23 protein-coding genes, 3 tRNA genes and 1 pseudogene are annotated in these 25649 nt (G+C 67.4%); 19 read left to right on the top strand and 8 right to left on the bottom strand.

The window, feature by feature from the left end; genetic code table 11:
• Window positions 1-115 precede the first annotated feature (115 nt).
• Window positions 116-200 (bottom strand) — tRNA-Leu (locus ACEU5R_RS16185).
• A gap of 252 nt (window positions 201-452) precedes the next feature.
• On the opposite strand from ACEU5R_RS16185, the gene ACEU5R_RS16180 reads away from it, so the two are divergent.
• Both ACEU5R_RS16180 and ACEU5R_RS16175 read left to right on the top strand, forming a co-directional pair.
• A complete protein-coding gene (locus ACEU5R_RS16180; protein ID WP_392410829.1) occupies window positions 453-1205 on the top strand; it encodes a hypothetical protein in 753 nt (250 codons plus the stop codon).
• A gap of 43 nt (window positions 1206-1248) precedes the next feature.
• Window positions 1249-1860 carry a tRNA-uridine aminocarboxypropyltransferase gene (locus ACEU5R_RS16175; RefSeq protein WP_392410828.1) on the top strand — a complete coding sequence of 204 codons (612 nt, stop codon included), beginning with the start codon at window positions 1249-1251 and terminating at the stop codon, window positions 1858-1860.
• A gap of 225 nt (window positions 1861-2085) precedes the next feature.
• Here ACEU5R_RS16175 and ACEU5R_RS16170 read toward each other — a convergent pair.
• Window positions 2086-2170 (bottom strand) — tRNA-Leu (locus ACEU5R_RS16170).
• A gap of 234 nt (window positions 2171-2404) precedes the next feature.
• On the opposite strand from ACEU5R_RS16170, the gene rnr reads away from it, so the two are divergent.
• The 12 genes from rnr (at window position 2405) to ACEU5R_RS16110 (ending at window position 15392) form a co-directional block, all read left to right on the top strand.
• A complete protein-coding gene (gene rnr / locus ACEU5R_RS16165) occupies window positions 2405-4852 on the top strand; it encodes a ribonuclease R (protein WP_392410827.1) in 2448 nt (815 codons plus the stop codon).
• Between the two features lie 324 nt (window positions 4853-5176).
• Entirely contained in the window at window positions 5177-5914 is a 738-nt protein-coding gene (rlmB, locus tag ACEU5R_RS16160) for a 23S rRNA (guanosine(2251)-2'-O)-methyltransferase RlmB (RefSeq protein WP_392410826.1), read from the top strand.
• 124 nt (window positions 5915-6038) lie between these two features.
• Complete coding sequence (locus ACEU5R_RS16155; protein WP_392410825.1) at window positions 6039-7283, top strand: cystathionine gamma-synthase family protein; 1245 nt, start codon at window positions 6039-6041, stop codon at window positions 7281-7283.
• A gap of 81 nt (window positions 7284-7364) precedes the next feature.
• Window positions 7365-8045, top strand: coding sequence for a Fe2+-dependent dioxygenase (locus tag ACEU5R_RS16150; protein WP_103273570.1), 681 nt, complete (start codon window positions 7365-7367; stop codon window positions 8043-8045).
• Window positions 8046-8405: 360 nt separating this feature from the next.
• Window positions 8406-8678, top strand: coding sequence for an HU family DNA-binding protein (locus ACEU5R_RS16145; RefSeq protein ID WP_003812968.1), 273 nt, complete (start codon window positions 8406-8408; stop codon window positions 8676-8678).
• A 157-nt stretch (window positions 8679-8835) separates the two neighbouring features.
• Window positions 8836-8911, top strand: a tRNA-Val gene (locus tag ACEU5R_RS16140).
• Between the two features lie 431 nt (window positions 8912-9342).
• Window positions 9343-10125, top strand: a complete 783-nt coding sequence (locus ACEU5R_RS16135) for an energy transducer TonB (RefSeq protein WP_392410824.1) — start codon at window positions 9343-9345, stop codon at window positions 10123-10125.
• A gap of 1 nt (window position 10126) precedes the next feature.
• The gene (locus tag ACEU5R_RS16130; protein WP_103273572.1) at window positions 10127-11065 is read left to right on the top strand and encodes a MotA/TolQ/ExbB proton channel family protein; all 939 of its coding nucleotides are present in this window, start codon (window positions 10127-10129) and stop codon (window positions 11063-11065) included.
• Window positions 11066-11530 (top strand): ExbD/TolR family protein, encoded by a 465-nt coding sequence (locus ACEU5R_RS16125; protein ID WP_392410823.1) that lies wholly within the window; start codon window positions 11066-11068, stop codon window positions 11528-11530.
• Between the two features lie 77 nt (window positions 11531-11607).
• Window positions 11608-12279, top strand: coding sequence for a response regulator transcription factor (locus tag ACEU5R_RS16120; RefSeq protein ID WP_103273574.1), 672 nt, complete (start codon window positions 11608-11610; stop codon window positions 12277-12279).
• Between the two features lie 162 nt (window positions 12280-12441).
• On the top strand, window positions 12442-13467 hold the full coding sequence (locus ACEU5R_RS16115) for a HAMP domain-containing sensor histidine kinase (protein ID WP_103276389.1): 1026 nt from the start codon (window positions 12442-12444) through the stop codon (window positions 13465-13467).
• Window positions 13464-15392, top strand: a complete 1929-nt coding sequence (locus tag ACEU5R_RS16110) for a potassium transporter Kup (protein WP_103273575.1) — start codon at window positions 13464-13466, stop codon at window positions 15390-15392. Before ACEU5R_RS16115 ends, ACEU5R_RS16110 begins: the two co-directional genes overlap by 4 nt.
• A gap of 198 nt (window positions 15393-15590) precedes the next feature.
• Here the strand turns inward: ACEU5R_RS16110 and argG are convergent, their stop codons facing one another.
• A complete protein-coding gene (gene argG / locus ACEU5R_RS16105; RefSeq protein WP_103273576.1) occupies window positions 15591-16925 on the bottom strand; it encodes an argininosuccinate synthase in 1335 nt (444 codons plus the stop codon).
• Between the two features lie 57 nt (window positions 16926-16982).
• Window positions 16983-17909 (bottom strand): LysR substrate-binding domain-containing protein, encoded by a 927-nt coding sequence (locus tag ACEU5R_RS16100; protein WP_103273577.1) that lies wholly within the window; start codon window positions 17907-17909, stop codon window positions 16983-16985.
• A 134-nt stretch (window positions 17910-18043) separates the two neighbouring features.
• On the opposite strand from ACEU5R_RS16100, the gene ACEU5R_RS16095 reads away from it, so the two are divergent.
• The 4 genes from ACEU5R_RS16095 (at window position 18044) to ACEU5R_RS16080 (ending at window position 21053) form a co-directional block, all read left to right on the top strand.
• Window positions 18044-18910, top strand: coding sequence for an amidohydrolase (locus ACEU5R_RS16095; protein WP_233772393.1), 867 nt, complete (start codon window positions 18044-18046; stop codon window positions 18908-18910).
• Between the two features lie 66 nt (window positions 18911-18976).
• Window positions 18977-19930, top strand: a complete 954-nt coding sequence (locus ACEU5R_RS16090; RefSeq protein WP_392410822.1) for a Bug family tripartite tricarboxylate transporter substrate binding protein — start codon at window positions 18977-18979, stop codon at window positions 19928-19930.
• 5 nt (window positions 19931-19935) lie between these two features.
• Entirely contained in the window at window positions 19936-20478 is a 543-nt protein-coding gene (locus ACEU5R_RS16085; RefSeq protein ID WP_392410821.1) for a carboxymuconolactone decarboxylase family protein, read from the top strand.
• Window positions 20479-20489: 11 nt separating this feature from the next.
• Window positions 20490-21053 (top strand): hypothetical protein, encoded by a 564-nt coding sequence (locus ACEU5R_RS16080; RefSeq protein WP_392410820.1) that lies wholly within the window; start codon window positions 20490-20492, stop codon window positions 21051-21053.
• Window positions 21054-21191: 138 nt separating this feature from the next.
• Here ACEU5R_RS16080 and argF read toward each other — a convergent pair whose 3' ends face one another.
• Together argF and ACEU5R_RS16070 are read right to left on the bottom strand one after the other, a co-directional pair.
• Window positions 21192-22133 (bottom strand): ornithine carbamoyltransferase, encoded by a 942-nt coding sequence (gene argF, locus ACEU5R_RS16075; protein ID WP_392410819.1) that lies wholly within the window; start codon window positions 22131-22133, stop codon window positions 21192-21194.
• 14 nt (window positions 22134-22147) lie between these two features.
• Entirely contained in the window at window positions 22148-23371 is a 1224-nt protein-coding gene (locus ACEU5R_RS16070) for an aspartate aminotransferase family protein (RefSeq protein WP_103273581.1), read from the bottom strand.
• Window positions 23372-23638: 267 nt separating this feature from the next.
• Here ACEU5R_RS16070 and ACEU5R_RS16065 point away from each other — a divergent pair, with 267 nt between their 5' ends.
• On the top strand, window positions 23639-23929 hold the full coding sequence (locus ACEU5R_RS16065) for a DUF3579 domain-containing protein (RefSeq protein ID WP_103273582.1): 291 nt from the start codon (window positions 23639-23641) through the stop codon (window positions 23927-23929).
• A gap of 130 nt (window positions 23930-24059) precedes the next feature.
• Here the strand turns inward: ACEU5R_RS16065 and ACEU5R_RS16060 are convergent, their stop codons facing one another.
• Both ACEU5R_RS16060 and ACEU5R_RS16055 read right to left on the bottom strand, forming a co-directional pair.
• A complete protein-coding gene (locus ACEU5R_RS16060) occupies window positions 24060-25337 on the bottom strand; it encodes a TRAP transporter large permease (RefSeq protein ID WP_103273584.1) in 1278 nt (425 codons plus the stop codon).
• 32 nt (window positions 25338-25369) lie between these two features.
• A pseudogene (locus ACEU5R_RS16055) lies at window positions 25370-25609 on the bottom strand (TRAP transporter small permease); the annotation flags it as partial.
• Between the last annotated feature and the right edge of the window lie 40 nt (window positions 25610-25649).

Genomic DNA, 25649 nt, shown 5'->3' with positions numbered 1-25649 from the left:
TCAGGGGGGGGGGCTGAATCGGATGCGGTTTCGGCCGCGGCAAAGAAAAAACCCCACATGTTTTCACATGCGGGGTTTTTTGGCGCATCACGCAGGTAATTCGTGATGTAGTAATTGGTGCCCAGGAGAGGACTCGAACCTCCACACCTTGCGGCACATGGACCTGAACCATGCGCGTCTACCAATTCCGCCACCTGGGCGCTGTTGCTTCACTTGCTACGTTTTCGCTTTCGCGTTGCGTTTCTTGTTCAGCAGCAGAGGAACGAGATTATGCATACTTTTTTTGAAGTGTGCAAGTCATCTGGCGTTTTTTTTAATTATTTCTTGTCGGGGCCCGTTGAGGGGGGGGGCGTCATGCGGGGATGGGCATGTGGTACCTTGGCGGCCGGTGGGCAGGCCCATCCGCGCCGCGCGGCCATCTGGCCTGGTTCCTTGCCAGCCGGCGTCAATTCGTGGAACTCTACATCAACGCCATGGCAAGCTCTCCTGCGCGTCTTCTCCAGCAATTCATCGAGGACGAATCCTCGGCGCTTGGGCGCGGCGAGCGAGGCGCCTTCTACCCCGACAACCATCACCTGATCACGCCGCTGATCGTTCGCGCGCCCAGGCTCTTGTCCGAGGAAGATCGGGTCGAGCTGTATTTCCACCTGCTCAGGGGGAATGTGTGCCCGTCGATCAAGACGGAAGGCGAGTTCGAACTGCTCCGCGCGGCCCATGCGCGCGTGCTGCCGCTGCAGTCCGAGGGCTACCCGGTGTGTACGCTGCCACGCGCCCGGGGCTTGTTTCTTTTTGGCCTGGATGATCGGGGCGCGTTGCCGGACGAACCGCCGGCCGCGCTGGCGTCCTATATCGGACATCTGGCGTTCTGGCGCTATGCGGACTCGTTCTGGCACATGCCGGGAATGCTGAAGAAACGCGCAAAGTTCGTGGAGCTTGCGCAGGATGGGGCGCGGCTTGCCCGCGTCCGGAAAGTCCTGCTCGGCATGCGGCTGCGCGAGGACCTGCCGATGGCGACGTGCCTGTGGTTCTGGTCATTCGTTTTCCTGGCGCTGCAGGACGAGGCGGCGGGGGCGGAAGTGGTCGACAAGATCCTGGCCGAGGATGTTTCCGTCGAGGATGGGGAATTGATCCGTTCCTGCCTGCTGCGATATCTGGCCGCGTCCGAGCGGCCCGGGCTGGCGGCGCGTGTCGAGGCGCGTCCGTGACGGGCGGGCGGCTATCCGGACGGCTATCTATATAGTGTCGGCCATGTTCCGTTCCGTCTGTCTGCGCTGCAAGCGCCCCGAATCCCATTGCCTGTGCGCGTCGATCCCGGCGCTCGCGTCGCGCACTCGCGTCGTGGTGCTGCAACACCCGAGCGAAGCGCGCCATCCGCTGAACACGGCCCGGCTGGCCGTGCTGGGGCTGGCGGGCGCGCGCCTGCTGGTGGGGGAGCGCTACACGCCGCAGGACTGGATGGCGCCCGGCTACGCGCCGCACCTGCTGTTTCCCGGTCCCGGGGCGCGGGTGCTGGGGCAGGGTATGGACGGCGGCGAGCCGGCGCGGCCCATCCAGCTGATCGTGCCCGACGGCACCTGGACGCACGCGCGCAAGCTGGTGCGCCTGAATCCCGAGCTGGCCGCGCTGCCGCGCGTCATGCTGCAGGAGGGCCTGACGTCGCGCTACCGGGTGCGCCATGCCGACATCGACGGCGCCCTGTCATCCATCGAGGCCATCGTGCATGCGCTCAACGCGATCGAGGCGCCGGCGCGTTTCGACGCGCTGCTCGATCCCTTTGAACGCATGATCGATCTGCAGATCGAGGGTATGGGAGAGCATCTGTATGCGAGGCATCACCTGATGCGCAAGCCACGGCGCTAGCGTGGTGGCGGCAATGGTGCATTTTTTTGCCCGTGCCTGTGCCTGTGCCTGTGGCCGTAGGGAAGGGCGTACAACGTGGGCAGGGTGTATAGCGCGACCAGGGCCACCCGCCCGGCATCGTCCAAATACCAGGACGCAAAGCAAAAGCCCCGGAATCTTGCGATTTCCGGGGCTTTGAGCCTTTTATTTTCAGAACGAAATGAATTCGTGCTGAGTAGAATTCCGTGGTGCCCAGGAGAGGACTCGAACCTCCACACCTTGCGGCACATGGACCTGAACCATGCGCGTCTACCAATTCCGCCACCTGGGCACTGAATAAAGAGATGTCAGGACTTTGTGATACGCTGCCGTTCAATTCAATCAAGACTACAGTCTTGCTGATTCAAACTTTGGTAGCGCCGCGATCACACTATTTTTTCGGTTGGTCTTACAATCTGGTTTTTGAAACACAGCTTGCAAACTTCACCGGCCCTTCTCTTTCGCTTTCAGTGTTCAGCCTTGGGCGAACCACAGAAGCTGCGCATTATATACGGAAATTTTAGCTTTGGCAAAACGATCGAATAACGACTCGAATAACAATAGATCAACCTCCTTGCCCGAAGCGCCTCCCGACTTCGATCCTGATGTTCCGTCTCGCGAAGCCATATTGAAGGCGTTGCGCGGCGCGGGGGCGCCCTTGTCGCCGGCCGAGCTGGCCGAGCGCATGGGCGTCGAGCGCGAGGCGACCATGGTCGGCTTCGAGCGCCGCCTCGCCGCCATGGAACGCGACGGCCAACTGATGCCCAACCGCAAGGGCGTGCTGCTGCTGGCCACCAAGCTGGACTTCGTGGCGGGCAAGGTGCTGGGCCACCGCGACGGTTTCGGCTTCCTGCTGCGCGACGACGGCGGCCCGGACCTGTTCCTGTCGCCGCGCGAGATGCTCAAGGTGCTGCATGGCGACCGCGTGCTGGTCAAGCCGGGCGGCGAGTATCGCGGCAAGCCCGAAGGCACCATCGTCGAGGTCATCGAGCGCCGCACCAACAAGCTGGTCGGCCGTTTCCTGCATGAGCATGGCCTGTCCATCGTGGTGCCGGAAGACCAGCGCATCAAGCACGACATCCTGATCTCGCCCAGCGACACCAACGGCGCCCAGCACGGGCAGGTGGTGTCGGTCGAGATCATGGCGCAGCCCACCCGCCACACGCAGCCGCTGGGCCGCGTGTCCGAGGTGCTGGGCGAGATCGACGATCCCGGCATGGAGATCGAGATCGCGGTGCGCAAGTTCGACGTGCCGGTGGAATTCTCCGAAGCCGCCCGCAAGCAGGCCGCGCGCCTGCCCGACGTGGTTCGCAAGAGCGACCTGAAAGACCGCGTCGACCTGCGCGACGTGCCGCTGATCACCATCGACGGCGAGGACGCCCGCGACTTCGACGACGCCGTCTACTGTGAGCCGGTTGAACTGGGCACGGGCCAGCGCAAGCGCCCGGGCTGGCGCCTGCTGGTGGCGATCGCCGACGTCAGCCACTACGTGCGGCCCGGCGACGCGCTGGACGATGACGCGCTCGAGCGCGGCACCAGCGTCTATTTCCCGCGCCGGGTCATCCCGATGCTGCCGGAATCGCTGTCCAACGGCCTGTGCTCGCTGAACCCCGAGGTGGACCGCCTGGTGCTGGTCTGCGACATGGTCATCCCGGCCAGCGGCGCCAAGGCCGGCACGGTCACCGCCTACCAGTTCTACAACGCGGTCATGTACTCGCATGCCCGCACCACCTACACCAACATCTGGGCCGCGCTGCAACAGCCCGGCGGGCCGGCCGCGCATGCCATGCGCTCGGTCATGCCGCAGGTGCAGCACCTGTACGAGCTTTACCAGCTGCTGGCGCAGGGCCGCAAGAAACGCGGCGCCATCGATTTCGACACGGTCGAGACCAAGATCGTCTGCAACGAGCTGGGCCGCATCGAGCAGATCGCGCCGTCGGTGCGCAACGACGCGCACAAGCTGATCGAAGAGTGCATGCTGGCCGCCAACACCTGCGCGGCCGACTTCATGACGCGCAGCAAGCATCCCGGCCTGTACCGCATCCACGAAGGCCCGACGCCGGAACGCCTGCAGTCGCTGCGCGAGTTCCTGCGCACCATGGGCCTGTCGACGCTGGGCGGCGGCGAAACGCCTACGGCCAAGGACTATGGCGACTTCCTGGACAGCGTGCGCGGCCGTCCCGATTACCAGCTGCTGCAGACCATGTGCCTGCGCTCCATGCAGCAGGCCATCTACAGCCCGGACAATCTCGGCCACTTCGGCCTGGCCTATCCCGGCTACAGCCACTTCACGTCGCCGATCCGCCGCTATCCCGACCTGCTGACGCATCGCGTCATCAAGGCGCTGCTGGCCGGCCAGCGCTATGTGCCCAGCCTGGACGACCACGCGGTGGTCATCGGCCGCACTCAGCGCGAGCACGAGCACGCCATCTGGGAAAAACTGGGCCTGATGCTGTCGGCCTGCGAGCGGCGCGCCGACGAAGCCTCGCGCGACGTCGAGGCCTGGCTCAAGTGCTGGTTCGTCAAGGAGCGCGTGGGCGAGGACTTCAGCGGCACGGTCACGGGCGTGGCCAGCTTCGGCATCTTCGTCACGCTGGATACGCTGCACGTCGAAGGGCTGGTGCATGTGTCGGAACTGGGCGGCGAGTACTTCCAGTTCAACGATGCGCTGCACGAGCTGCGCGGCGAACGCACCGGCATGCGCTACCGCCTGACCGACAAGGTGCAGGTGCAGGTGTCGCGCGTGGACCTGGAAGCGCGCCGCATCGAGTTCCGCCTGGTCCAGGGCACCAGCTTCGACGCCTTGCGCAAGGCGGCGGCGCGCGGTCCGGACGACGGCTCGCGCCGCGTCAAGAAGGCGGCGGCGCCCAAGCCGGCGGCCCTGAAGGGCCAGACCGCCAAGGTGCGCCGCGCCGAGGCCAAGAAGGCCGGCCGGCCCGCCAAGCACGCGGCGGCGAAAAAGCCAAAGAGGTAGGCCCACCCCCGAGGCGCTACGCGCCTCCCCCCTCAAGGGGGCGCTGCGACGGACCGGCAAAGCCGGCTCCGTGCGGCCCCGATGGGGGGGGCGGCGTAGCGGGGGGCTTTTCTTCTTGCCTTGGTGCCGGGTGGCTTCTGGCGGGAACGAGGTGTTTCGTGTGGCGAGGGCGTTCACGGCGATCCTGGGCGCGTGCCCCATTATTGCGAGACAGTCGTTGGCCGCCGCCCCTTAAGGGGTAACATTGCGGCTATGGCCGGCGCTGTCCGGCGGCCCGTCCCGGTGTGGGGCGGGTATTCGTTTTTCTAAAGGTATTGCATAGTTATGGCGTCGACCCAAGTCCTGGCCGGGTTTCACGCGGTGGTCGCGCGGCTGCGCCACGCGCCCGATTCGATCAAGGAAATCTACGTAGAAGCGTCGCGCCGCGACAAGCGCATGCAGACGTTCATCGAGCAGGCCGAGCGCGCCGGCTGCCGCCTGCATCCGGTCGGCATGGAGCGCCTGGACGGCCTGGCGCGCGGCACCCGCCACCAGGGCGTGGTGGCGCTGGCCGAAGAACGCCAGCTGGCGGTGGACGTCGATGAAGTGCTCGATGTGATCGAAGGGCCGCCGCTGCTGCTGATCCTGGACGGCGTGACCGATCCGCACAACCTGGGCGCCTGCCTGCGCACGGCCGACGCGGCCGGCGTGCACGCGGTGATCGCGCCGCGAGACCGCGCGGTGGGCCTGAACAGCACCGTCCAGCGTGTGGCCTGCGGCGCCGCCGACACCGTGCCCTACCTGATGGTCACCAATCTGGCGCGCACCATGCGCAGCCTGAAGGACCGCGGCGTGTGGCTGGTCGGCACCGACGACCAGGCCAGCGACAGCATGCACCGGATCGACGCGCGCCAACCCATGGCCTGGGTCATGGGGGCGGAAGGCGAGGGCATGCGCCGCCTGACCCGCGAGACCTGCGACCAGCTCGTCAATATTCCCATGCGGGGTTCGGTGGAAAGCCTGAACGTCAGCGTGGCCAGCGCCGTCTGCCTGTACGAGACCGTGCGCCAGCGGCAAGCCTGATTTTTCGCAGTCTTCACGCAGTTTTTCGCAGTATTCATGCCGCCGGGGCCTGCAAGCCCCGGCGGGATTTCGCCGCGATGCGCGGCGGCCCCGGGTTTCCGTCCACCAGAACTGATCGTCAATCATGCGCCAGAACGGCTTCACCACCACCATCCTGCACTCCGACCGCCATCAATCCGTCGAGCACGGAGCGGTGCACAAGCCCATGCATCCGTCGTCCGAGTTCGCCTACGAAGACGCGCGTGAACTGGCCGCCGTGTTCCAGGGCAAGGCCGGCTTCACCTACGCGCGCCAGGGCACGCCCACGACCACGGCGCTGGAAGCCAAGATCACGCAAATGGAGGGCGGCAAAGGGTCGGTCAGTTTCTCGACGGGCATGGCGGCGCTGTCCGCGATCTTCACCACGCTGCTGCGCCGGGGCGATCACCTGGTGTCCAGCCAGTATGTGTTCGGCAACACCAACAGCCTGCTGGGCACGCTGCTGGAACTGGGCGTGGAAATCAGCTTCGTGGACGCGACCGACTCGGCGCAGGTGCGCGAGGCGATCCGGCCGAATACCCGCATGGTGTTCACCGAGACCATCGCCAACCCCGGCACGCAGGTGGCCGACCTGGCGGTGATCGGCGAGATCTGCCGCGAGCGCGGCCTGGTCTATGTGGTGGACAACACGCTGACCTCGCCGTGGATGTTCCGGCCGTCGTCGGTGGGGGCGTCGCTGGTCATGAACTCGCTGTCCAAGTACATCGGCGGCCATGGCAACGCGCTGGGCGGCGCGGTCACGGACACCGGGCTGTACGACTGGAGCGGCTACGGCAACATCTATGAGGCCTACCGCAAGGGGCCGGCCACCGGCTGGGGCCTGACGCAGATCAAGAAGAAGGGCCTGCGCGACATGGGCGGCACGCTGGCGGCCGAGCCGGCGCACCGCATCGCGGTCGGCGCCGAGACGCTGGCGCTGCGCATGGCCAAGCATTGCTCGAATGCGCTGGCGCTGGCGCGTTTCCTGGAATCGCATCGTGGCGTGGCCAAGGTGCACTATCCCGGCCTGGAGAGCCATCCGCAGCACGCGCGCGCCGCGGCGCTGTTCGGCTCGCGCTTCGGCGGCCTGCTGGGCGTGGAGCTGGCCGATGGCGTGGACTGCTTCGATTTCCTGAATCGCCTGCGCATCGTGCTGATGGCCACGCACCTGGGCGACACGCGCAGCCTGGCGCTGCCCGCCGCCCACACCATCTATTACGAAATGGGCGCCGAGCGGCGCCAGCAGATGGGCATCGCCGACAGCCTGATCCGCGTCTCGGTGGGCATCGAGGACGAGGGCGACCTGCTGTTTGACTTCGATCAGGCGCTCAACGGCTGCCTGCAAGGATAATTTCGGACATTCGCGCGGGGCGGCCTGTTCGGCCCTCGCGGCGCGTGTCCGCGCAAGCATTGCAGGAATCAAGGTCAGACCATGCTGATACAGATCGCCGATGTCTTCACGCCCGAGGAGGCCGCCGAGATTCGCCGCCGCCTGGACGCGGCCGAGTGGGTGGACGGCAAGGTGACCGCGGGCTACCAGTCCGCCGAGGTCAAGCGCAACCGCCAACTGCCCGAGCAGCATCCGCTGGCCCAGGAACTGGGCAACCTGATCCTGCAGCGGCTGAGCGCCAACAACCTGTTCATGTCGGCGGCGTTGCCGCGCAAGATCTTTCCGCCGCTGTTCAACCGCTACGAGGGCGGCGAGGCCTTCGGCTATCACGTCGACAACGCGGTGCGCGCGCTGTCCGGCGGGTCCGAGCGCGTGCGCACCGATCTGTCGGCCACGCTGTTCTTTTCCGAGCCCGATTCCTACGATGGCGGCGAGCTGGTGATCGACGACACCTATGGCCCGCGCGCGGTCAAGCTGCCGGCCGGACACATGGTGCTATATCCCGGCACCAGTCTTCACAAAGTGAATCCCGTCACGCGCGGCGCGCGCGTCAGCTCTTTCTTCTGGATGCAGAGCCTGGTGCGCGAGGACAGCCAGCGCGCGCTGCTGCTGGACATGGACGTGGCCATACAGCGCCTGAACCAGGACGCCGCGGGGCATCCGTCCATCGTGCAACTGACGGGCATCTATCACAACTTGCTGCGTCGCTGGGTCGACGTCTGAGCACGGCGCGCGAGGCGTGCAAACGCTGTCGCGCAAACCCCGAAATGCGTGTTTTTGTTTATTGCGAAATCGGCTAAAAGCTAGTATTGGCGCGGGTTGTGGTGAGGTTTTTGCTTGACAGTCGCCTGGGGCCAGGGCCTAATACACGTCTGCGTCGCTGGGGGTTCGACGGCTTTTTGCCGTCCAACTTCAAGCGGCGCAGCACTTTAAAAGTTGTGCTTTGCAGCGCAAGAAAAAGTTTATCCACTAGTCTGTTCGTCGTTTGCCGGTGCGTTCGCGTTAAGACGCGTGCCGTTCCAATGTGACCGTCATGCAGTCGGGTTCCGGCAAACTCACATACCTTGTGAGGGGTACATCTGAATGAACAAAACCGAACTCATCGATCACATCGCCAGCAAGGCCGACATCTCGAAGGCTGCCGCCGGCCGTTCGCTCGACGCCCTGATCGGTGCCGTCAAGACCACCCTGAAGAAGGGCGGCACGGTCACGCTGGTTGGCTTCGGCACGTTCGCCGTGTCGGCTCGCGCTGCGCGCACCGGCCGTAACCCGCGCACCGGCGAGACCATCAAGATCAAGAAGGCCAAGGTGCCGAAGTTCCGTCCCGGCAAGGCCCTGAAGGACGCCGTCAACTAATTGACGAGGCGGATCGGGCTGGCCACGGCGCCAGCTGATTTGCCGACAGATACGCGGTCCGGTATACTCCGGCCCGCGTATTGCTTTTGAGTACCCCGTCGGCCTTTTCATGTGTAGTCCAGCAATGGCTGCGCGTCGGAAATTCCGGCAACCTGACGGGTGCTTAGCTCAGTTGGTAGAGCGGCGCCCTTACAAGGCGTAGGTCACAGGTTCGACCCCTGTAGCACCCACCAGAAGCACGCAAGACTGAAAACCCGCACATATCGATGGTGCGGGTTTTTTGTTTGGGGCGGCGTGTTGTCCTTGCTGTTCCTGTTGGTCGTTCCATCGGATCGTTTCATCGCGCGCGCTTTTGCCGTGTCCGCGTTCCATGTGTCGCATCGTCCGCCGCCGTTCCATGCAGTCCCGATTTCATGTCGCGTGTTCCTGCGTCACGTTGCGCGCAGGCGATGGGGCAGGCGAGGCGGCGTTCGCGCGCACGGCCCGCCAGGCGCCGCCATGCGCGGCGTCAAGCATGTGATTAAGTATCAGACGAAATAGGACGTGCGAATCATTCGCATTTAAGCTATGATGCTTGGCTTGTACCGGTCAGCCGGCGTCGCCTTGCGGTGCGCGTCATTCGGGTCTGGCTGGCCAGATAAGTCCATGTGCCCCCGGCTGATTCATGCCTAGCTTTCAACACGGTTCGAACGCCTCATCGCCGTCCTCTTCCATCGGTTTACGCGCAGGCGCCGGCCTGGTGGTCCTTGCCTTGCATGCGGCCGTCGTCGGCGCCATTTTCATGGCGCCTCCCGAAGCGCCGAAGCTGGAGCAGCCCGAGACCATCATGGTGAGCGTGATCGAGGCGCCGGTGGCGCAGGTCGCCAAGGCCGAGGAACCCGCGCCGGAAGCGCCGCAGCCGGTCGTCGAGCCGCCGCCCGAGCCGCAGGCCGAGCCTGAACCGGAAACCAAGCCGGAACCGGAACCCGAACCCGAGCCGGTGGTCGAAAAGCCGCCGATGCCCGCGCCCAAGCCGAAGCCCAAACCCAAGCCCAAGCCGCAGCCCAAGCAGGAAGCGCCCAAGCAGGAGCCCAAGCCGGACACGCCGCCCGCGCAGCCCACCGGCGCGCCCGAAGGCAGCCAGGCCACGCAAAGCCCGCAGCAGGGGCCGCCGCCCGACCAGCCGGAGCTGGTGTCCAGCGTCGAGTACCTGGGCGCCAAGCCCTCCGCCAACTATCCTATGGCGTCGCGCCGCATGCGCGAGGAAGGCCGGGTGGTGGTGCTGGTGGAAATCAACAACCAGGGCTTGGTCGTGAGCGCGCGCGTCGATTCTTCTTCCGGTTCGCCGCGCCTGGACGAGGCGGCGCTGGCCGCCATCCGCAAGGCCCGCTTCAAGCCCTATACCCGTAATGGCGTGGCCTATGCCGCCAAAGCCAAAATTCCTTTCGATTTCGTAATGAGGAACTGAGATGTCCAACGCAATGCATGGCGCCACGCTGGTGGCGCAGGCGACCACCAGCCCGGCCGCGCCGGCTGCCGCCCAGCAAGCCGCCACGGCGGCCGGCGGCGTGGCGCAGCAGGCCGCCGGCGCCGTCCAGCAGACCGCCGACGCGCTGCACGGCGCGGCCGCCGCGCTGCCCGCCGCCTCGGCGCCGCCCGTGGCCACGCCGGACATGGGCTTCCTGCATTTCGTCGCGCAGAGCGACTTTGTCGGCAAGAGCCTGTTCGTCATCCTGATCCTGATGTCGCTGGTCACCTGGTACCTGATCCTGGTCAAGGTCGCCAGCAACGTCAGCATGCGCAAGCGCTCGCGCGACTTTCTGAACAAGTTCTGGAACGCCAGCTCGCTTGAGCAGGTCGAGAACGAAATCGTCACGCACGGCGCGCGCGATCCCTTCTCGCACCTGGCCAGCCACGCCATGCACGCGCAGGCGCATCACAACAAGTTCGGCGCCACCAAGCTGGAGGAATCCGGCTCCAGCTCCGAGTTCGTCACCCGCACCATGCGCAAGGTCATCGACGAGGAAACCGCCAAGCTCGAAAACGGCCTGACGGTGCTGGCCTCGGTCGGTTCGACCGCGCCCTTCGTGGGCCTGTTCGGCACGGTCTGGGGCGTGTATCACGCGCTGGTGGGCATCGGCCTGTCCGACGGCGTGACCATCAACCGCATCGCCGGTCCGGTGGGCGAGGCCCTGATCATGACCGGCCTGGGCCTGGCGGTGGCGATTCCGGCGGTTCTGGCGTACAACACCTTCGTGCGCAACAACCGCGTGTTCCTGTCTCGCCTGGACGCGTTCGCGCATGACCTGTTCGCGTTCCTGACCACCGGCCAGCAAGTCGCGTTGTCCGACGGCAAGGTGCGCGCCCTGCGTCGCCAGAGCGGCGGCGCCCAACGCGGGAGCGAATAAATGGCCTTTGGCAGCTTCGAGGGCAAGGGGGGCGGCTCCAGTACCGTCTCCGAGATCAACATGGTGCCCCTGATCGACGTCATGCTGGTGCTGCTGGTGATCTTCATCATCACGGCGCCGCTGCTGGCGCACTCGATCAAGATCAACATGCCCCAGGTGGCGGCCGAGCAGATCGAGGAAGAGCCCAAGACCGTGGACCTGGCCATCGACGCCAGCGGCGCGCTGTTCTGGGACGAGAAGCCGGTCAACATCGACGACCTGCCGAATCGCTTCAAGGCGCTGGCCGGCGACAAGCCGCAGCCCGAGATCCGCATCCGCGCCGACCAGAACACCCGCTACGAGACGCTGGCCAAGGTCATGGCCTCGGCCCGTCGTTCCGGCATGACACGCATTGGTTTTGTCACCACGCCGCCGTCCGGCGGCAACGGCCAGGGCGGCGCGCCGGCGCCAGCCCCCGCCCGCTGAACCGGATATTGAACGAATCCCGATCACGGGGCGCCGCTGGCGCCCCGTTTTCGTCGGGATCGCGCTAGAATCCCGGCATGCGAGTTCTGGTAATCGAAGACGACACCACCCTGGGCCACGCGCTCCAGGAATTCCTGGCCGACCAGGGGTATGCGGTCGACTGGCTGACCGAAGGCGACCGCGTGCTCGGCGCGCTGGCCGGCCAGCCATACGACCTGCTGCTGCTCGACCTCAACCTGCCTGGCATGAGCGGCCTGGATGTGCTGCGCCAGCTGCGCCAGGACGGCAACCAGGTTCCCGTGCTGATCCTGACCGCCCGCGACGGCATCGACGATCGCGTGGCCGGGCTGGATGCCGGCGCCGACGACTACGTCACCAAGCCCTTTGAACTGCCCGAGCTGGCCGCGCGCGTGCGCGCCTTCGGTCGTCGCCGCGCCGGACAGGCGCAGCCGCTGATCGAGGTCGGTCCGCTGAGCTTCGACACCGTCGGCCGTGAAGTGCGGGCCAACGGCCAGCGCCTGGCGCTGTCGGTGCGCGAACTTTCCGTGCTGGAGATGCTGATGGCCCGCGTGGGCCGTGTCGTGACCAAGCGGCAGATCGTCAATTCGCTGTCCGCCTGGGATGCCGATTTCAGCGAGAATGCCGTCGAGGTCTATGTGTACCGCCTGCGCAAGCGCCTGGAAGGCACCGGCGCCAGCATCCAGACGGTGCGTGGTTTCGGCTATATGCTGGATGTCGAAGCGGCCTGACGGCCGTTTGCGGTCGCCCCGCGCCGGCCGCGACCATCCTCCCGCCTACCCTGAGGGCTCCGGGCCATGACGCAGGAACGCATTCTTCCCGCCGCCGCCGCTCCGGCCTCGCGTCCGCTGCTCCCCTCCCGTTCCCTGGCCCGGCATCTGGTCATCCGGCTGATGCCGCCCATCCTGCTGCTGGTCCTGCTGGACCTGATCGCCACCTGGGTGATCACGCACAAGATCGAGATGTCGATGTGGATGCTGGAGGATTTCCTCTGGCTGATGGTGCTGGGGCAGATCGTGCTGATCGTGATGTTCACCTGGGTGGTGGTGCAGGGCGTGCGCTCGGGCCTGCGCTCGGTGAACCATCTGTCCGAAGAGATCCGCCAGCGTTCCATCGACGACATGCAGCCGCTGGAAGTGGCCGGCGTGCCGGTCGAGATCGAGCCGCTGGTCACGCACACCAACGACCTGCTGCTGCGTCTGGACGCCTCACTGGCGGCGCAGCGGCGCTTCATCGGCCATGCGGCCCATCAGTTGCGCACGCCGCTGTCCGGCCTGCGGCTGGAGTCCGAGCTGATGCTGGCGCGGCCGCTGCCGGACGATGTGCGCGCGCGGGCCGAGCGCATCAAGGCGGTCAGCGACCGCATGATCCGCCTGGGCCAGCAATTGTTGGTGCTGGCGCGCGCCGATCCCAATGCCCGGCCTCAAGACAGCTTCGTGCGCGTCGACCTGTGCGAATGGGTGCGGTCGAACGGGGCCGAGTGGTTTCCCCGGGCTCGCGAGGCGCGCCATGAGCTGGACCTGGTGGCGCCGGACACGCCGATCTGGATCGATGCCGATCCGCTGCTGCTGGCCGAGCTGCTGGGCAACCTGATCGACAACGCGCTGCGCTACGGCAACGAGACCGGCCGCATCGTGCTCATCGTGGGCGCCAATCCGCCGTCGCTGACGGTCGAGGATGACGGCCCCGGCATTCCGCCCGAAGAGCGCGACCGCGTGTTCGAGGCCTTCTATCGCTCGCCCACGGCCACGGCCGGCGGCTCGGGCCTGGGCCTGGCCATCGTGCGCGAGATCGCGCATGCGCACGGCGCCTGGTGGCGGCTCACCAGCCGCCCCGATTTTCCCGGAACGCGACTGTCCGTCGTGTTCCCCGGCCCCCGCAAGGGAGCCCAACTCACTCGGCAAGAACCCACATCATGAGCCAGGACACGGTCCGCGTTCCTAACTCGTCTTCCAGCCCGGCTGGCGTGGTGCATGCGCCATCGTCCAAGGCAGCGCTCGTCCTGGGCGCGCTGGGCGTGGTGTATGGCGACATCGGCACCAGCCCGCTCTACACCCTGCGGGCCTGCCTGACCGGGCTTAGCGTGCACACCGACCTGGAGCCGGCGCATCTGCTGGGCGTGCTGTCCATCCTGTTCTGGATGCTGATGGTGGTGGTGTCGTTCAAGTACGTGATGCTGGTGCTGCGCGCCGACAATCGGGGCGAAGGCGGCACGCTGGCGCTGCTGGAGCTGGCCGTGCGCGGCCGGGAAGGGCGCATGCGCTGGGTGCTGATCGTGCTGGGCATCTTCGGCGCCGCGCTGTTCTATGGCGATAGCATGATCACGCCGGCGATTTCAGTGCTGTCGGCGCTGGAGGGCATCGGCATCGTTTCGCACCAGCTCGACGAGTGGGTCGTGCCGCTGGCGCTGCTTGTGCTGGTGGGCCTGTTCGTGATTCAGTCGCACGGCACTGGCCTGATGGGCAAGCTGTTCGGTCCTGTGATGGCGCTGTGGTTCGGCACGCTGGCGCTGCTGGGCGGCTGGCAGGTCTGGCAGACGCCGGAAGTGCTCAGTGCGCTCAATCCCATGTGGGGCTTGCGCTTCATCGTTGAATTCCCCTGGATCAGCTTCGTGCTGCTGGGCGCCGTGGTGCTGGCGCTGACCGGCGCCGAGGCGCTGTACGCCGATATGGGCCACTTCGGCCGCCCGGCCATCCGCCGCGCCTGGTTCAGCATGGTGATGCCGGCGCTGACGCTGTGCTATTTTGGCCAGGGCGCGCTGCTGCTGCGCGATCCCGAGGCGATCCGCAATCCCTTCTTCCTGATGGCGCCCGACTGGGGCCTGGCGCCGCTGGTGGCGCTGGCCACCGTGGCCACCGTGGTGGCGTCGCAGGCGGTGATCTCGGGAGCCTACTCGGTGACGCGCCAGGCCGTGCAGCTGGGTTTCTGGCCGCGCATGCAGATCCTGCACACCTCGGCGGTCGAGAAAGGCCAGATCTACCTGCCGCAGGTCAACGCGCTGCTGCTGTGCGCGGTGCTGGTGCTGGTGCTGGTGTTCCGCAATTCCGACAACCTCGCCGCCGCCTACGGCTTCGCCGTGACCGGCACCATGCTGACTACCTCGGTGCTGGCCTTCGCCGTGCTGCCGCGTGGCAGCACCGGCGCCAAGCGGATGCTGTGGCTGGTGGCGTTGGGCCTCCTGCTGCTGTTCGACGTGCTGCTGTTCTCGGCCAACGTGTTCAAGATCCACGAAGGTGGCTGGCTGCCGCTGGTGGTGGCGATCGTGGTGTTCACGCTGATGATGACCTGGCGTCGCGGCCGCCGCCTGCTGTCCGAAATGCAGCAGCGCGACCGCCAGCCGCTCAAGGAATTCATGGAGCAGCTTGAGGAATACCCACCGTCGCGCGTGCACGGCACCGCCATTTTCATGACCATGAACTCCGGCAACGTGCCGCCGGCGCTGCTGCACAACCTCAAGCACAACAAGGTGCTGCACGACCATGTGCTGTTCCTGACCATCCTGGTCGCGGACGTGCCCTACGTGTCCGAGGACGAACGCTTCACGGTCAACAAGCTCAGCGCCTCCAGCTGGCAGGCCACGGTGCACTACGGCTTCAAGGAAGATCCGGATGTGCCGGACACCCTGCGCCAGGTGGCCGAGGCCTACCCGGAAATCGACCTGGAACCGATGCGTACCTCGTACTTCCTGTCGCGCCAGACCGTGGTCGCGGCCAAGAAGCCAGCCCTGTGGCGCTGGCGCCGCGTGGTGTTCTCCTTCATGGCGCGCAACGCCACCCGCAGCACCAAGTTCTTCAAGATCCCGGCCAACCGCGTCGTGGAAATGGGCATGCAGGTCGAGCTGTAACCGCGCCAGCCCAAACAAAAAGCCCCTCGGCATGCCGAGGGGCTTTTTCTTGAACCGCTATCGCACCCCTCATTTCACGCACCCAATCCAAGGCGCAACATTCGAGGCACGCCCCATCGAGGTCGCGCGGAGCCGGCTTTGCCGGTCCGCAGCGACGCCCCCCTGGGGGGGAAGCGCGCAGCGCTTCGGGGGGGGGGCTTACTTTTTTTCGTCTTTCAGCTGAGGGATCGACGTGCCGGACGAAGCCAGCAGGCCGGTCTGCACATACGTGAACAGCTTGGCGCGCGTATCGGTGATGTCGAGGTTGCGCATGGTCAGCTGGCCGATGCGGTCGGCCGGCGTGAACGGGGCGTTCTCGACCTTTTCCATCGACAGGCGCTCGGGAGCGTAGGTCAGGTTGGCCGATTCGGTGTTCAGCAGCGAGTAGTCGTTGCCGCGACGCAGTTCCAGCGTGACTTCGCCGGTGACGGCGCGGGCCACCCAGCGCTGCGCGGTTTCGCGCAGCATGATGGCTTGCGGGTCGAACCAGCGGCCCTGGTACAGCAGGCGGCCCAGCTTGCGGCCGTTTTCGCGGTACTGCTCGATGGTGTCTTCGTTGTGGATGCCGGTGACCAGGCGCTCGTAGGCGATGAACAGCAGCGCCATGCCCGGGGCTTCGTAGATGCCGCGGCTCTTGGCCTCGATGATGCGGTTCTCGATCTGGTCGCTCATGCCCAGGCCGTGGCGGCCGCCGATGCGGTTGGCTTCGAGCATCAGCTCGACCGGGTCCGCGTATTCCACGCCGTTCAGCGCGACCGGCTGGCCTTCCTCGAAGCGCACCGTGACTTCCTCGGCCTTGACGGCCACGTCATCGCGCCAGAACGCCACGCCCATGATGGGCTTGACGATGCGGATGCCGGAGTTCAGGTGCTCCAGGTCCTTGGCCTCGTGCGTGGCGCCGAGCAGATTGGAGTCGGTGGAGTAGGCCTTTTCGGCGGACATCTTGTAGTCGAAGCCGGCCTGGCGCATGTATTCGGACATTTCCGAACGGCCGCCCAGCTCGTCGATGAAGCGCTGGTCCAGCCAGGGCTTGTAGATCTTCAGGTCCGGGTTGGTCAGCAGGCCGTAGCGGTAGAAGCGCTCGATGTCGTTGCCCTTGAAGGTGCTGCCGTCGCCCCAGATGTTGACGTCGTCTTCCTTCATGGCGGCCACCAGCATGGTGCCGGTGACGGCGCGGCCGATGGGCGTGGTGTTGAAGTAGGTGATGCCGGCGGTCGAGATGTGGAAGGCGCCCGATTGCAGCGCGGCGATGCCTTCGGCGACCAGCTGCGGACGGCAGTCGATCAGGCGGGCGTTCTTGGCGCCGTAGGCCAGGGCCTTGCGCGGGATCTCGTCGTAGTCGGCCTCGTCGGGCTGGCCCAGGTTCGCGGTGTACGCGTAGGGGATGGCGCCGTTGTTGCGCATCCAGAGCAGCGCGGCGCTGGTGTCGAGGCCGCCGGAGAAGGCGATGCCGACCTTCTGGCCGGTGGGAAGGTTCGGGAGGATAGTGGTCATTGTTTGAGGTGAGACGCCAACGGGACTTTGACAGCAGCGAGCCGCCAAACAAGAAATCTAAGCGGGCATTTTAGCGCTTTTGCCGGGGGCGAACAGGGCGCGCAGTTCCAGCCCGCGTATCAGTTTGGCGGTGGCCGAGGCCAGCCGCGTCGAGGGACGGTGGCGGGCGGTCGCCAGCACCAGGTTGTTGACGATGCGGGGGGCGACGATATCGGCCAGCGCCAGCGCGTGCTCGGCCGCCGGTCCCCGGGCGGCTGAGCGTGGCAGGATGGCGCAGGCATCGCCCTGCGCGGCCAGCTCGACGATGGTCTGCACCGCGTCGACCTCGGCCGCCACCTGCAGGCGCACGCCCTGGGCGCGGCAGACGCTGTCGACCAGTGTGCGGATGGCGTTGGGCGGGCTGGGCAGCACCAGCGGATAGGCGCCCAGGTCCTTGACCGCGACGCGTGCGGGCAGCGCGGGCCGAGCGCCGGGGGCGGCGGCCAGCACCAGGTCTTCGCGGAACAGCGACTCGCAGGCCAGCTGAGGTGAGGGGGCCGGATCATAGAGCAGCGCCAGGTCGACGCGCCCGGCCAGCAGCCATTCCCGGACCTGCGCGCTCAGGCCCTCGGCCACGGCGATCGAGGCGCCGGGGAATTCGCGCCGGAACGCTTGCACCAGCGGCGGCGTCAGCACCCGGGCAATGCGCGGCGGCAGGCCCACCGACACCTTGCCGGCGGGCGTCTCGCGCAGGCTGCGCAGGTCTTCCCGGGCGCGCTCGGCCAGGGCCAGCAGGGCGCGGGCATGCTCCACGAAGCGCAGGCCCGCCTCGGTGGGCTCCACGCCCCGGCCGTTGCGGTACAGCAGATGCTGGCCCAGTTCCTGTTCCAGCAGGCGCACCTGCCGGCTCAGGGTGGGTTGGGCCACGTCCAGCATCTCGGCCGCGCGTGAGAAGCTGCGGCGCTCGGCGACGCGCAGGAAATATTCGATCTGCTTGAGGTCCATGAGGCGGGTGGGGCGGGGATGCGCGGGGACGGGAGTCTGAGGTATTTATATTTTCTATATCTGAAATCAAAGATATAGCATTGTTCGGCAGGCCGCAATCCATGACCATGGCGCTTTCCCCGCAGGATCGTCCCGTGTCCGATTGTCGTCCGCCGCTCGCATCCCCGTCCCGTCCCCGCTACGCCTTGCCGCCGGGCGCCTGCGATACCCATTGCCATGTGTTCGGGCCGGCCGACGTGTTCCCGTATGCCGAGGGCCGTTCCTACACGCCGCCCGACGCGCCGCAGTCCCGGCTGGCCGCGCTGCACGCGCACCTGGGCATCCGCCGCGCCGTGGTGGTGCAGGCCAATTGCCACGGCGCCGACCATGCCGCGCTGCTGGACGCGCTGGCCCGCAGCGAAGGCCGCTATCGCGGCGTGGCGCTGCTGGGGGCGGATGCGACCCCCGCGTCGGTACGCGCGCTGCACGACGCCGGCGTGCGCGGGGCCCGCTTCAACTTCGTGCCCCATCTGGGCGGCGCGCCGGACCCGGCCGTCTTCGACCATGTGGTCGGCCTGATCGCGCCGCTGGGCTGGCATCTGTGCCTGCATCTGGACGGCGCCCAGCTGCCCGGGCTGCTGCCGCGCCTGCGCGCGCTGCCGCTGCCCTTCGTGATCGACCACATGGGCCGGGTGCGCGCGGCCGACGGGCTGGACGCGCCGGCCTTTCGCGCGCTGCTGGGCCTGGCGGACCTGCCGGGCGCCTGGGTGAAGGTGTCGGGCCTGGACCGCATCGGCGCGGGCAGGCGGCCGTTCGCCGAGGGCATCCCCTTCGTGCGGGCGCTGGTGGAGGCCATGCCCGAGCGCACCTTGTGGGGCACCGACTGGCCGCACCCGAACGTGCGCGGCGACATGCCGGACGACGGCGAATTATGCGACGCCTTCTTCCTGGCCTGTCCGGACGACGAGGCGCGCCGCCAGGTGCTGGTGCACAACCCGGCGCGGCTGTACGGATTTCCCTGACCCCAGCGCCGCGCGCCCGGCCGGGCCGCGTGGCGACGACCCTATTCGATTCCAAAGGAGACAAACATGTTGAAGAAACTATTCTGCGCCGCCCTGCTGGGGCTGGCCGTCACCGGCGCGGCGCGCGCGGAGGCGCCCGTGCGGCTGATCATCGCCTTCCCGCCGGGCGGTCCGGTGGACCTGGTGGGCCGCGTGCTGGCCGAGCAGTTGGGCAAGGAACTCAAGCAGCAGGTGATCGTGGAGAACAAGGCCGGCGCCAACGGCAATATCGCCGCGTCCTACGTGGCCAAGGCGCCTGGCGACGGCTCGGTGCTGTTCCTGACCAGCGTCGGCGCCGTGTCCATCAGCCCGGCGCTGTACAAGGACCTGCCCTATGATCCGGCGCGCGACTTCGCGCCGGTCTCGCGGGTGGTCAACAACGCCACCGTGTTCGTGGTCAATCCGGCCAACCTGGCTGTGGATGCGGCCGATTTCGTCAAGCGCTCGCAGGCCGACTCGCAGCCGGTGGCGGTGGGCTCGTCCGGCATCGGCAGCATTCCGCACCTGACGCTGGAGATGTTCGCCGACGCCAGCCGCGCCAAGGTCATGCACGTGCCCTACAAGGGCGCGGCGCCGGTGATCAATGATGTGATGGGCAACCAGGTGGCGGGCTTCTTCGGCGACGTGCCGGGCCTGATCGGGCATATCCAGGGCGGCAAGCTCAAGGCGCTGGGCATCGCCGCGCCGTCGCGCCATCCGCTGTTGCCGGACGTCAAGACGCTGGCCGAGCAGGGCATCGCCGGCGTGGAGTCCAACAACTGGTACGGGCTGGTGGCGCCGGCCGCCACCCCGGCGGCCACCGTGGACAAGCTCAACCAGGCGGTGCGCGCGGCGCTGGGCAGCGAGGCCGTGCGCGCGCGGCTGGAGAAGTTCGGCGCCCAGGCCGCGCCCAGCTCGCCGCAGGAACTGGCGGCGCTGATCGCGTCCGACCGCGACAAGTGGACCGCGCTGATCCAGCGCAAGAACATCCGGCCGGAGTGAGCTCCATGGACGCATGCAGAGTGACGCCGGTGGAACCGGGCGCGCGGCCGGCGCTGGCCGGCCTGGAAGCGCGCATCGCCGCCGCGCGCGGCCGCATCTCGCCGCTGTACCAGGTGCTGCTGAACAGCCCGGCCGTGACCGAGGGCTGGGAGGCCATGCTGACCGCCATCCGCCAGAAGACGGCGCTGGCGCCGCGCCTGCGCGAGCTGATCATCCTGCGGGTGGCGACGCTGAACGGCGCGCCCTACGAGTTCGAGGCCCATGTGCCGCACGCGCGCCAGGCCGGCATGCCGGACGCGCTGATCGAGCGCCTGCGCGCCGGCCCAACGCCGGCGGAGCTGGCGGAAGGGTCGGAGGGGCTGGCGCCGGGCGAGGCCGAGGCGCTGGCGCTGACCGACGCCATGACGCGCGGCATCGAGGTGCCGGACGCGGTGTTCGCGCCGCTGCGCGCGCTGCATGACGACCAGGCGCTGGTGGAATTGACGGCGACCGTGGCGGCCTACAACATGGTGTCGCGTTTCCTGGTCGCCCTGCGCGTCGGACACTGAGGAATGGGAAAGTGACGGATACCGTATTGCTGTTGTCCCTGGGCGAGCGCATCGGCGCGCCGCGCGCCGCCGGCATCGCCGGCAGGCTGGCCGACGGCCTGCCCAACGTGCGCGTGAGCGCCTATGCGGCCGTGGACGAGGACGAGACCTATCTGTACATCGACGGCGGCGAAGGCACCTTGCCCGAAGTGGGCGCGCGCGTGGCCGAGCAGTTGCCCGGCGCCAGCGTGCGCGTGCTGCACCGGACGCTGGACCTGCCGGGCGCCTCCAGCGGCCAGGACGCGCTCTGGCACTACATCGTCGAGACCGATGTGCTGCCCGAGGCCGAGGCCGACCTGAACGCCTGGTACGACCAGGAACATCTGCCCGGCCTGGCCGCCGTGCCGGGCACCGTGCGCGCGCTGCGCTATGAGTGCCGCCACAAGGGGCCGCGCTACCTGGCCTGCTACGACCTGCACACGCGCGAGACCTTCGGCAGCCCGCCGTGGCTGGCGGTGCGGGCCACGGACTGGAGCAGCCGGGTGCGGCCGTCGTTCCGCAACACGCGGCGCACGATGTTCATGAGGATCCTGTAGGCGGCGGGCGCACGCCACGCCGTCCAGGCCGGCGGGCAAGAGACAAGACGACAAGACGACAAGCAAAAGGGCCGGACTGCGCTGTCCGGCCCTTTGTCGCCGGGGCGGCATGCGCTCCGGCGGATCCTGCTCGCAGGCTTACTTGAGCTGGCCGAGCAGCAGGAACTCCGTCAGCGCCTTCTGCACGTGCATGCGGTTCTCGGCCTCGTCCCAGACCACGCTTTGCGGGCCGTCGATGACGTCGCCGGTGACTTCCTCGCCCCGGTGGGCGGGCAGGCAGTGCATGAACACGGCTTGCGGATCGGCCACGGCCATCATCTCGGCGTCGACGCGCCAGTCGGCGAAGGCGGCGCGGCGCTCTTCGTTCTCGGCCTCATAGCCCATGCTGGTCCAGACGTCGGTGGTCACCAGGTGCGCGCCCTTGCAGGCCTCCATGGGATCCTTGAACTGACGCAGCACCTTGTCGGACGGATTGCCGATGCGCGCCGGTTCCAGCTCGTAGCCGGCAGGGCCAGACACGTGCAGCGTGAAGCCCAGCAGCTCGGCGGCCTGCAGCCAGGTGTAGGCCATGTTGTTGGCGTCGCCCACCCAGGCCACCGTCTTGCCGGCGATGGGGCCGCGATGCTCGATGTAGGTGAAGATGTCGGCCAGGATCTGGCAGGGGTGGAATTCGTTGGTCAGGCCGTTGATCACGGGCACGCGCGAGTGCGAGGCGAAGCGCTCGATGCGGGTTTGCTCGAACGTGCGGATCATGACGATGTCGACCATGCGCGAGATGACGCGCGCGGTGTCCTCGATGGGCTCGGAGCGGCCCAGCTGGGAGTCGTTGGACGTCAGGTTGATGACCGAGCCGCCCATCTGGTACATGCCGGCCTCGAACGACACGCGGGTGCGCGTGCTGGCCTTCTCGAACACCATCGCCAGCGTGCGGTCGTGCAGCGGCATGTGGGGTTCGTAGCGCTTGAACTTGTCCTTGATGAGGCGCGCGCGGTCCAGCACGTACGCGATCTCGGCGGACGAGAAATCCTTGAACTGAAGAAAGTGCCGCAACGGGCCGTTTTGAGTCGTAGGTGGTGTCATGGTGAGGTCGCAGGTCAAAGTGCCCGGCCGGGCTCGTGGCCCGGCAGGGGTGTTGATGATGTCTTGTCGGCCAGGAAATCCCGGATCAGCGGGACCAGGATCTCGACGATCCGGTCGGCTTCTGTCCGGTTGAGGATCAGGGGCGGCAGCATGCGGATGACGCGGTCGCGCGTGACGTTGATGAGCAGGCCCGCCTCGAGCGCGCGCAGCGCCAGCGCGCCGCAGGGGCGGGCCAGCTCGATGCCCAGCATCAGGCCGCGTCCGCGGATCTCGGTCACGCCGGGCGTGCCGGCCAGCGCGGCGGCCAGCGATTCGCGCAGGTGCGCGCCCACTGCGTGGGCATTGTCGAGCAGGTTGTCGGATTCGATGGCGTCCAGCACCGCCAGCCCGGCCGCGCAGGCCAGCGGGCCGCCGCCGAAGGTGGTGCCGTGGCTGCCGGGCGTCAGCACGCCGGCGGCGGGGCCGGCCGCCAGCATGGCGCCGATGGGCACGCCGCCCGCCAGGCCCTTGGCCAGCGTCATCACGTCGGGCCGGATGCCGGCCCATTGGTGCGCGAACCACTTGCCGCTGCGGCCGATGCCGGACTGCACTTCGTCGATCATCAGCAGCCAGCCGCGCTCGGTACAGAGCTGGCGCAGCGCCTGCAGGTAGGCGGCGTCCGACGGCCGGATGCCGCCTTCGCCCTGCAGCGCCTCAAGCAGGACCGCCGCCACGCGCGGCTCGGCGTCGCCGGCGGCGCGCACCGCGTCGATCTGGTTGTACGGCACCTGGATGAAGCCGGAGGGCAGGGGCTCGAAGCCCTTGCGCGCCTTGTCGCTGCCGGTGGCCGCCAGCGTCGCCAGCGTGCGCCCGTGCCAGGACGAGTCCATGGTGATGATGTGGGCGTGCTGGTTGCCGCGCTGCCAGGCGTAGTAGCGGGCCAGCTTGATGGCGGCCTCGTTGGCCTCGGAGCCGCTGTTGGCGAAGGCCGCTTCCTGCATGCCGGCCAGCGCCGTCAGGCGGGCGGCCAGCTCGGCCTGCTGCGGAATTTCGTAGATGTTGGACGTGTGGATGACGCGCGCGGCCTGCGTGGCGATGGCCTGCACCAGCTGCGGATGCGCGTGGCCCAGGCAGGACACGCCGATGCCCGCCAGCGCGTCCAGGTACTTGCGGCCCTGCGCGTCCCATAGCCATACGCCCTGGCCGTGCGTGAACGCTACCGGCAGACGGGCGTAGATATTGGCCAGAGGCGAGGGCATCGCGGATTCTCCTGGGGCGGACTCCCTTGGGCGGACAGGGCCGGCTTCGCGCCGCTGCCGCGGTGTCGCCGCAGCCTGCCTGTCTGGTTCGCCGGCCTGACGGGCGGAGCCGGGCCGGCCACCTGCTGGACAGCTCCGTTCTACGGGGCGTGCAGCCGTTTTAGGGAGGGCAAAGGATCAATCATATACAATTCGCGGCGCAGGACGCATGTTTGATCACGCCGAAGATCCGGCTTTCGTGAAGGGCGTCCTGTAGATGAAGAACTCATGGCAACTCGCGTCAGACAATTCGTAATCCACGGCGTCACCGAAAGCGGCAGCCGTTTCCGCCCCAGCGACTGGGCCGAGCGGCTGGCCGGCGTCATGGCCCAGTTCCGCCCGCCCGGCTGTGCTGGCAATCACCTCACCTATTCGCCCTATGTGCTGCCGGTCGTGATCGACGGCGTGCGCGGCATCGTGGTCGACCAGCGCCTGCGCGACCTGGAGCCGCTGGCCTATAAGTTCGTGGTCGACTTCGCCCACGACAACCATCTCAAGACCGAAGAGCGCGAGGTCTGACCCCGATTGGGGCGGGCTCCCGGGAGGCGGCTTCAGGCTCGCGCGCCCCGGGTCGCGCACAACCGCGAAAAAGCGCCCATCGGGCGCTTTTTTCGTTGACGCTGGCGCCGCCCGCCTGGGCGGCTCCGCGCTACTTGCCGTAGACCACGTCGCGCAGCCCCAGCGACAGCCCCGGCCAGTAGGTGATGACCATCAGGCAGACGATCACCACGCCCACGAACGGGATCAGCGGCTTGATCAGCCGTTCCAGCGGCAGCTTGGCCACCGCGCAGGCGGCGAACAGGTTCACGCCGAAGGGCGGGGTGATCATGCCCAGCGCCAGGTTGACGACCATGATGATGCCGAAGTGCACCGGTTCCACGCCGAATTTCAGCGCCACCGGCAGCAGCAGCGGGGCCAGCACCACGATGGACGCGGACGTCTCGATGAACATGCCGATGACGAACAGCGCCGCGTTCACGCCCATCAGGAACGTGAATTTGGTGTCGAACACCTGCGCCAGCCAGACGCCCAGCGCGTCGGGGATGCCGGCGCGGTTGAGCAGGAAGCTGAAGACGCCGGCGTTGGCGATCACGAACATGATCACCGCGGTCGACATGACGGATTTGTGCAGGGTTTCGGACAGCTGGCCGAAGCTGAGCTTGCGGTAGATGAATTTGCCCACCACCACGGCGTACATCACCGCGACCACGGAGGCCTCGGTCGGCGTGAACACGCCGCCGTAGATGCCGCCCAGGATGATGACCGGCATCATCAGCGCCAGCCAGGCGCGCTTGAAGGCCGGCCATAGCGGCAGGCGGCCTTCGCCGTCGCGCGTGCCCAGGCCATTGCGCCTGGCGTAGAGCCAGACGTAGAGCATCAGCGCCAGGCCGATCAGGATGCCGGGCATCACGCCGGCGATGAACAGCTCGCCGGTGGAGGTGTCGGTGGATACGGCGAACAGGATCATCGGGATGGACGGCGGGATGATCACCCCCAGCTCGGCCGCGCTGGCCTGCAGCGAGGCGGCGAAGGGCGCCGGGTAGCCGTGCCGGATCATGGCCGGGATCAGGATGGCGCCGACCGCGAAGGTGGTGGCCACGCTGGAGCCGGCCACGGCCGCGAAGATCATGCAGGTCAGCACGCAGGTGCAGGCCAGGCCGCCCTGGATGCCGCCCACCAGGCTCTTGGCGAACTCGACCATGCGTTCGGAAATGCCGCCGGCTTCCATCAGGTTGCCGGCCAGGATGAAGAAGGGAATCGCCACCAGCGGGTACTTGTCCAGCGCGGCGTATAGCTGCTGGGCCACCACCAGCCAGGGCAGGTTGGCGGCGCCGACCCCCGCCAGGCTGGCCAGTCCGATCGACACGGCGACCGGCACGGACAGCCCGAAGAAAATCAGCATCGAGACAATCATCAATTGGGACATGGCGTGATCTGCTTGGATTCGTTGCGAACGGGTCAGCCCTGCGCGTCGTTGCGCAAGGGGGCCTCGGCTTCTTCGCCGGCGCACCAGCGGGCCAGCACGGCGATGGCGGCCAGCGTGGCGCCGACCGGGATGGCCAGGTAGATCCAGGAGATCGAGATGTCCAGGCTGGGCACGTTCTGGAAACGCACGCGCCAGGTCATCTGGCCGCCGATCCAGGCCACGAAGCCCAGGAAGCCGGCGCAGATCAGGCCGATCAACGCCTCCAGCGCCCGGGGGGGGGGGGCGCCCCCCCCCGAGGGCCGCCCTTTTTAT

Source organism: Achromobacter sp. 413638, from assembly GCF_043119405.1.
Taxonomy (GTDB): Bacteria; Pseudomonadota; Gammaproteobacteria; order Burkholderiales; family Burkholderiaceae_B; genus Achromobacter.
Note: the sequence above shows the minus strand (reverse complement) of the source record. Positions and strands in the feature narration are given on the sequence as shown.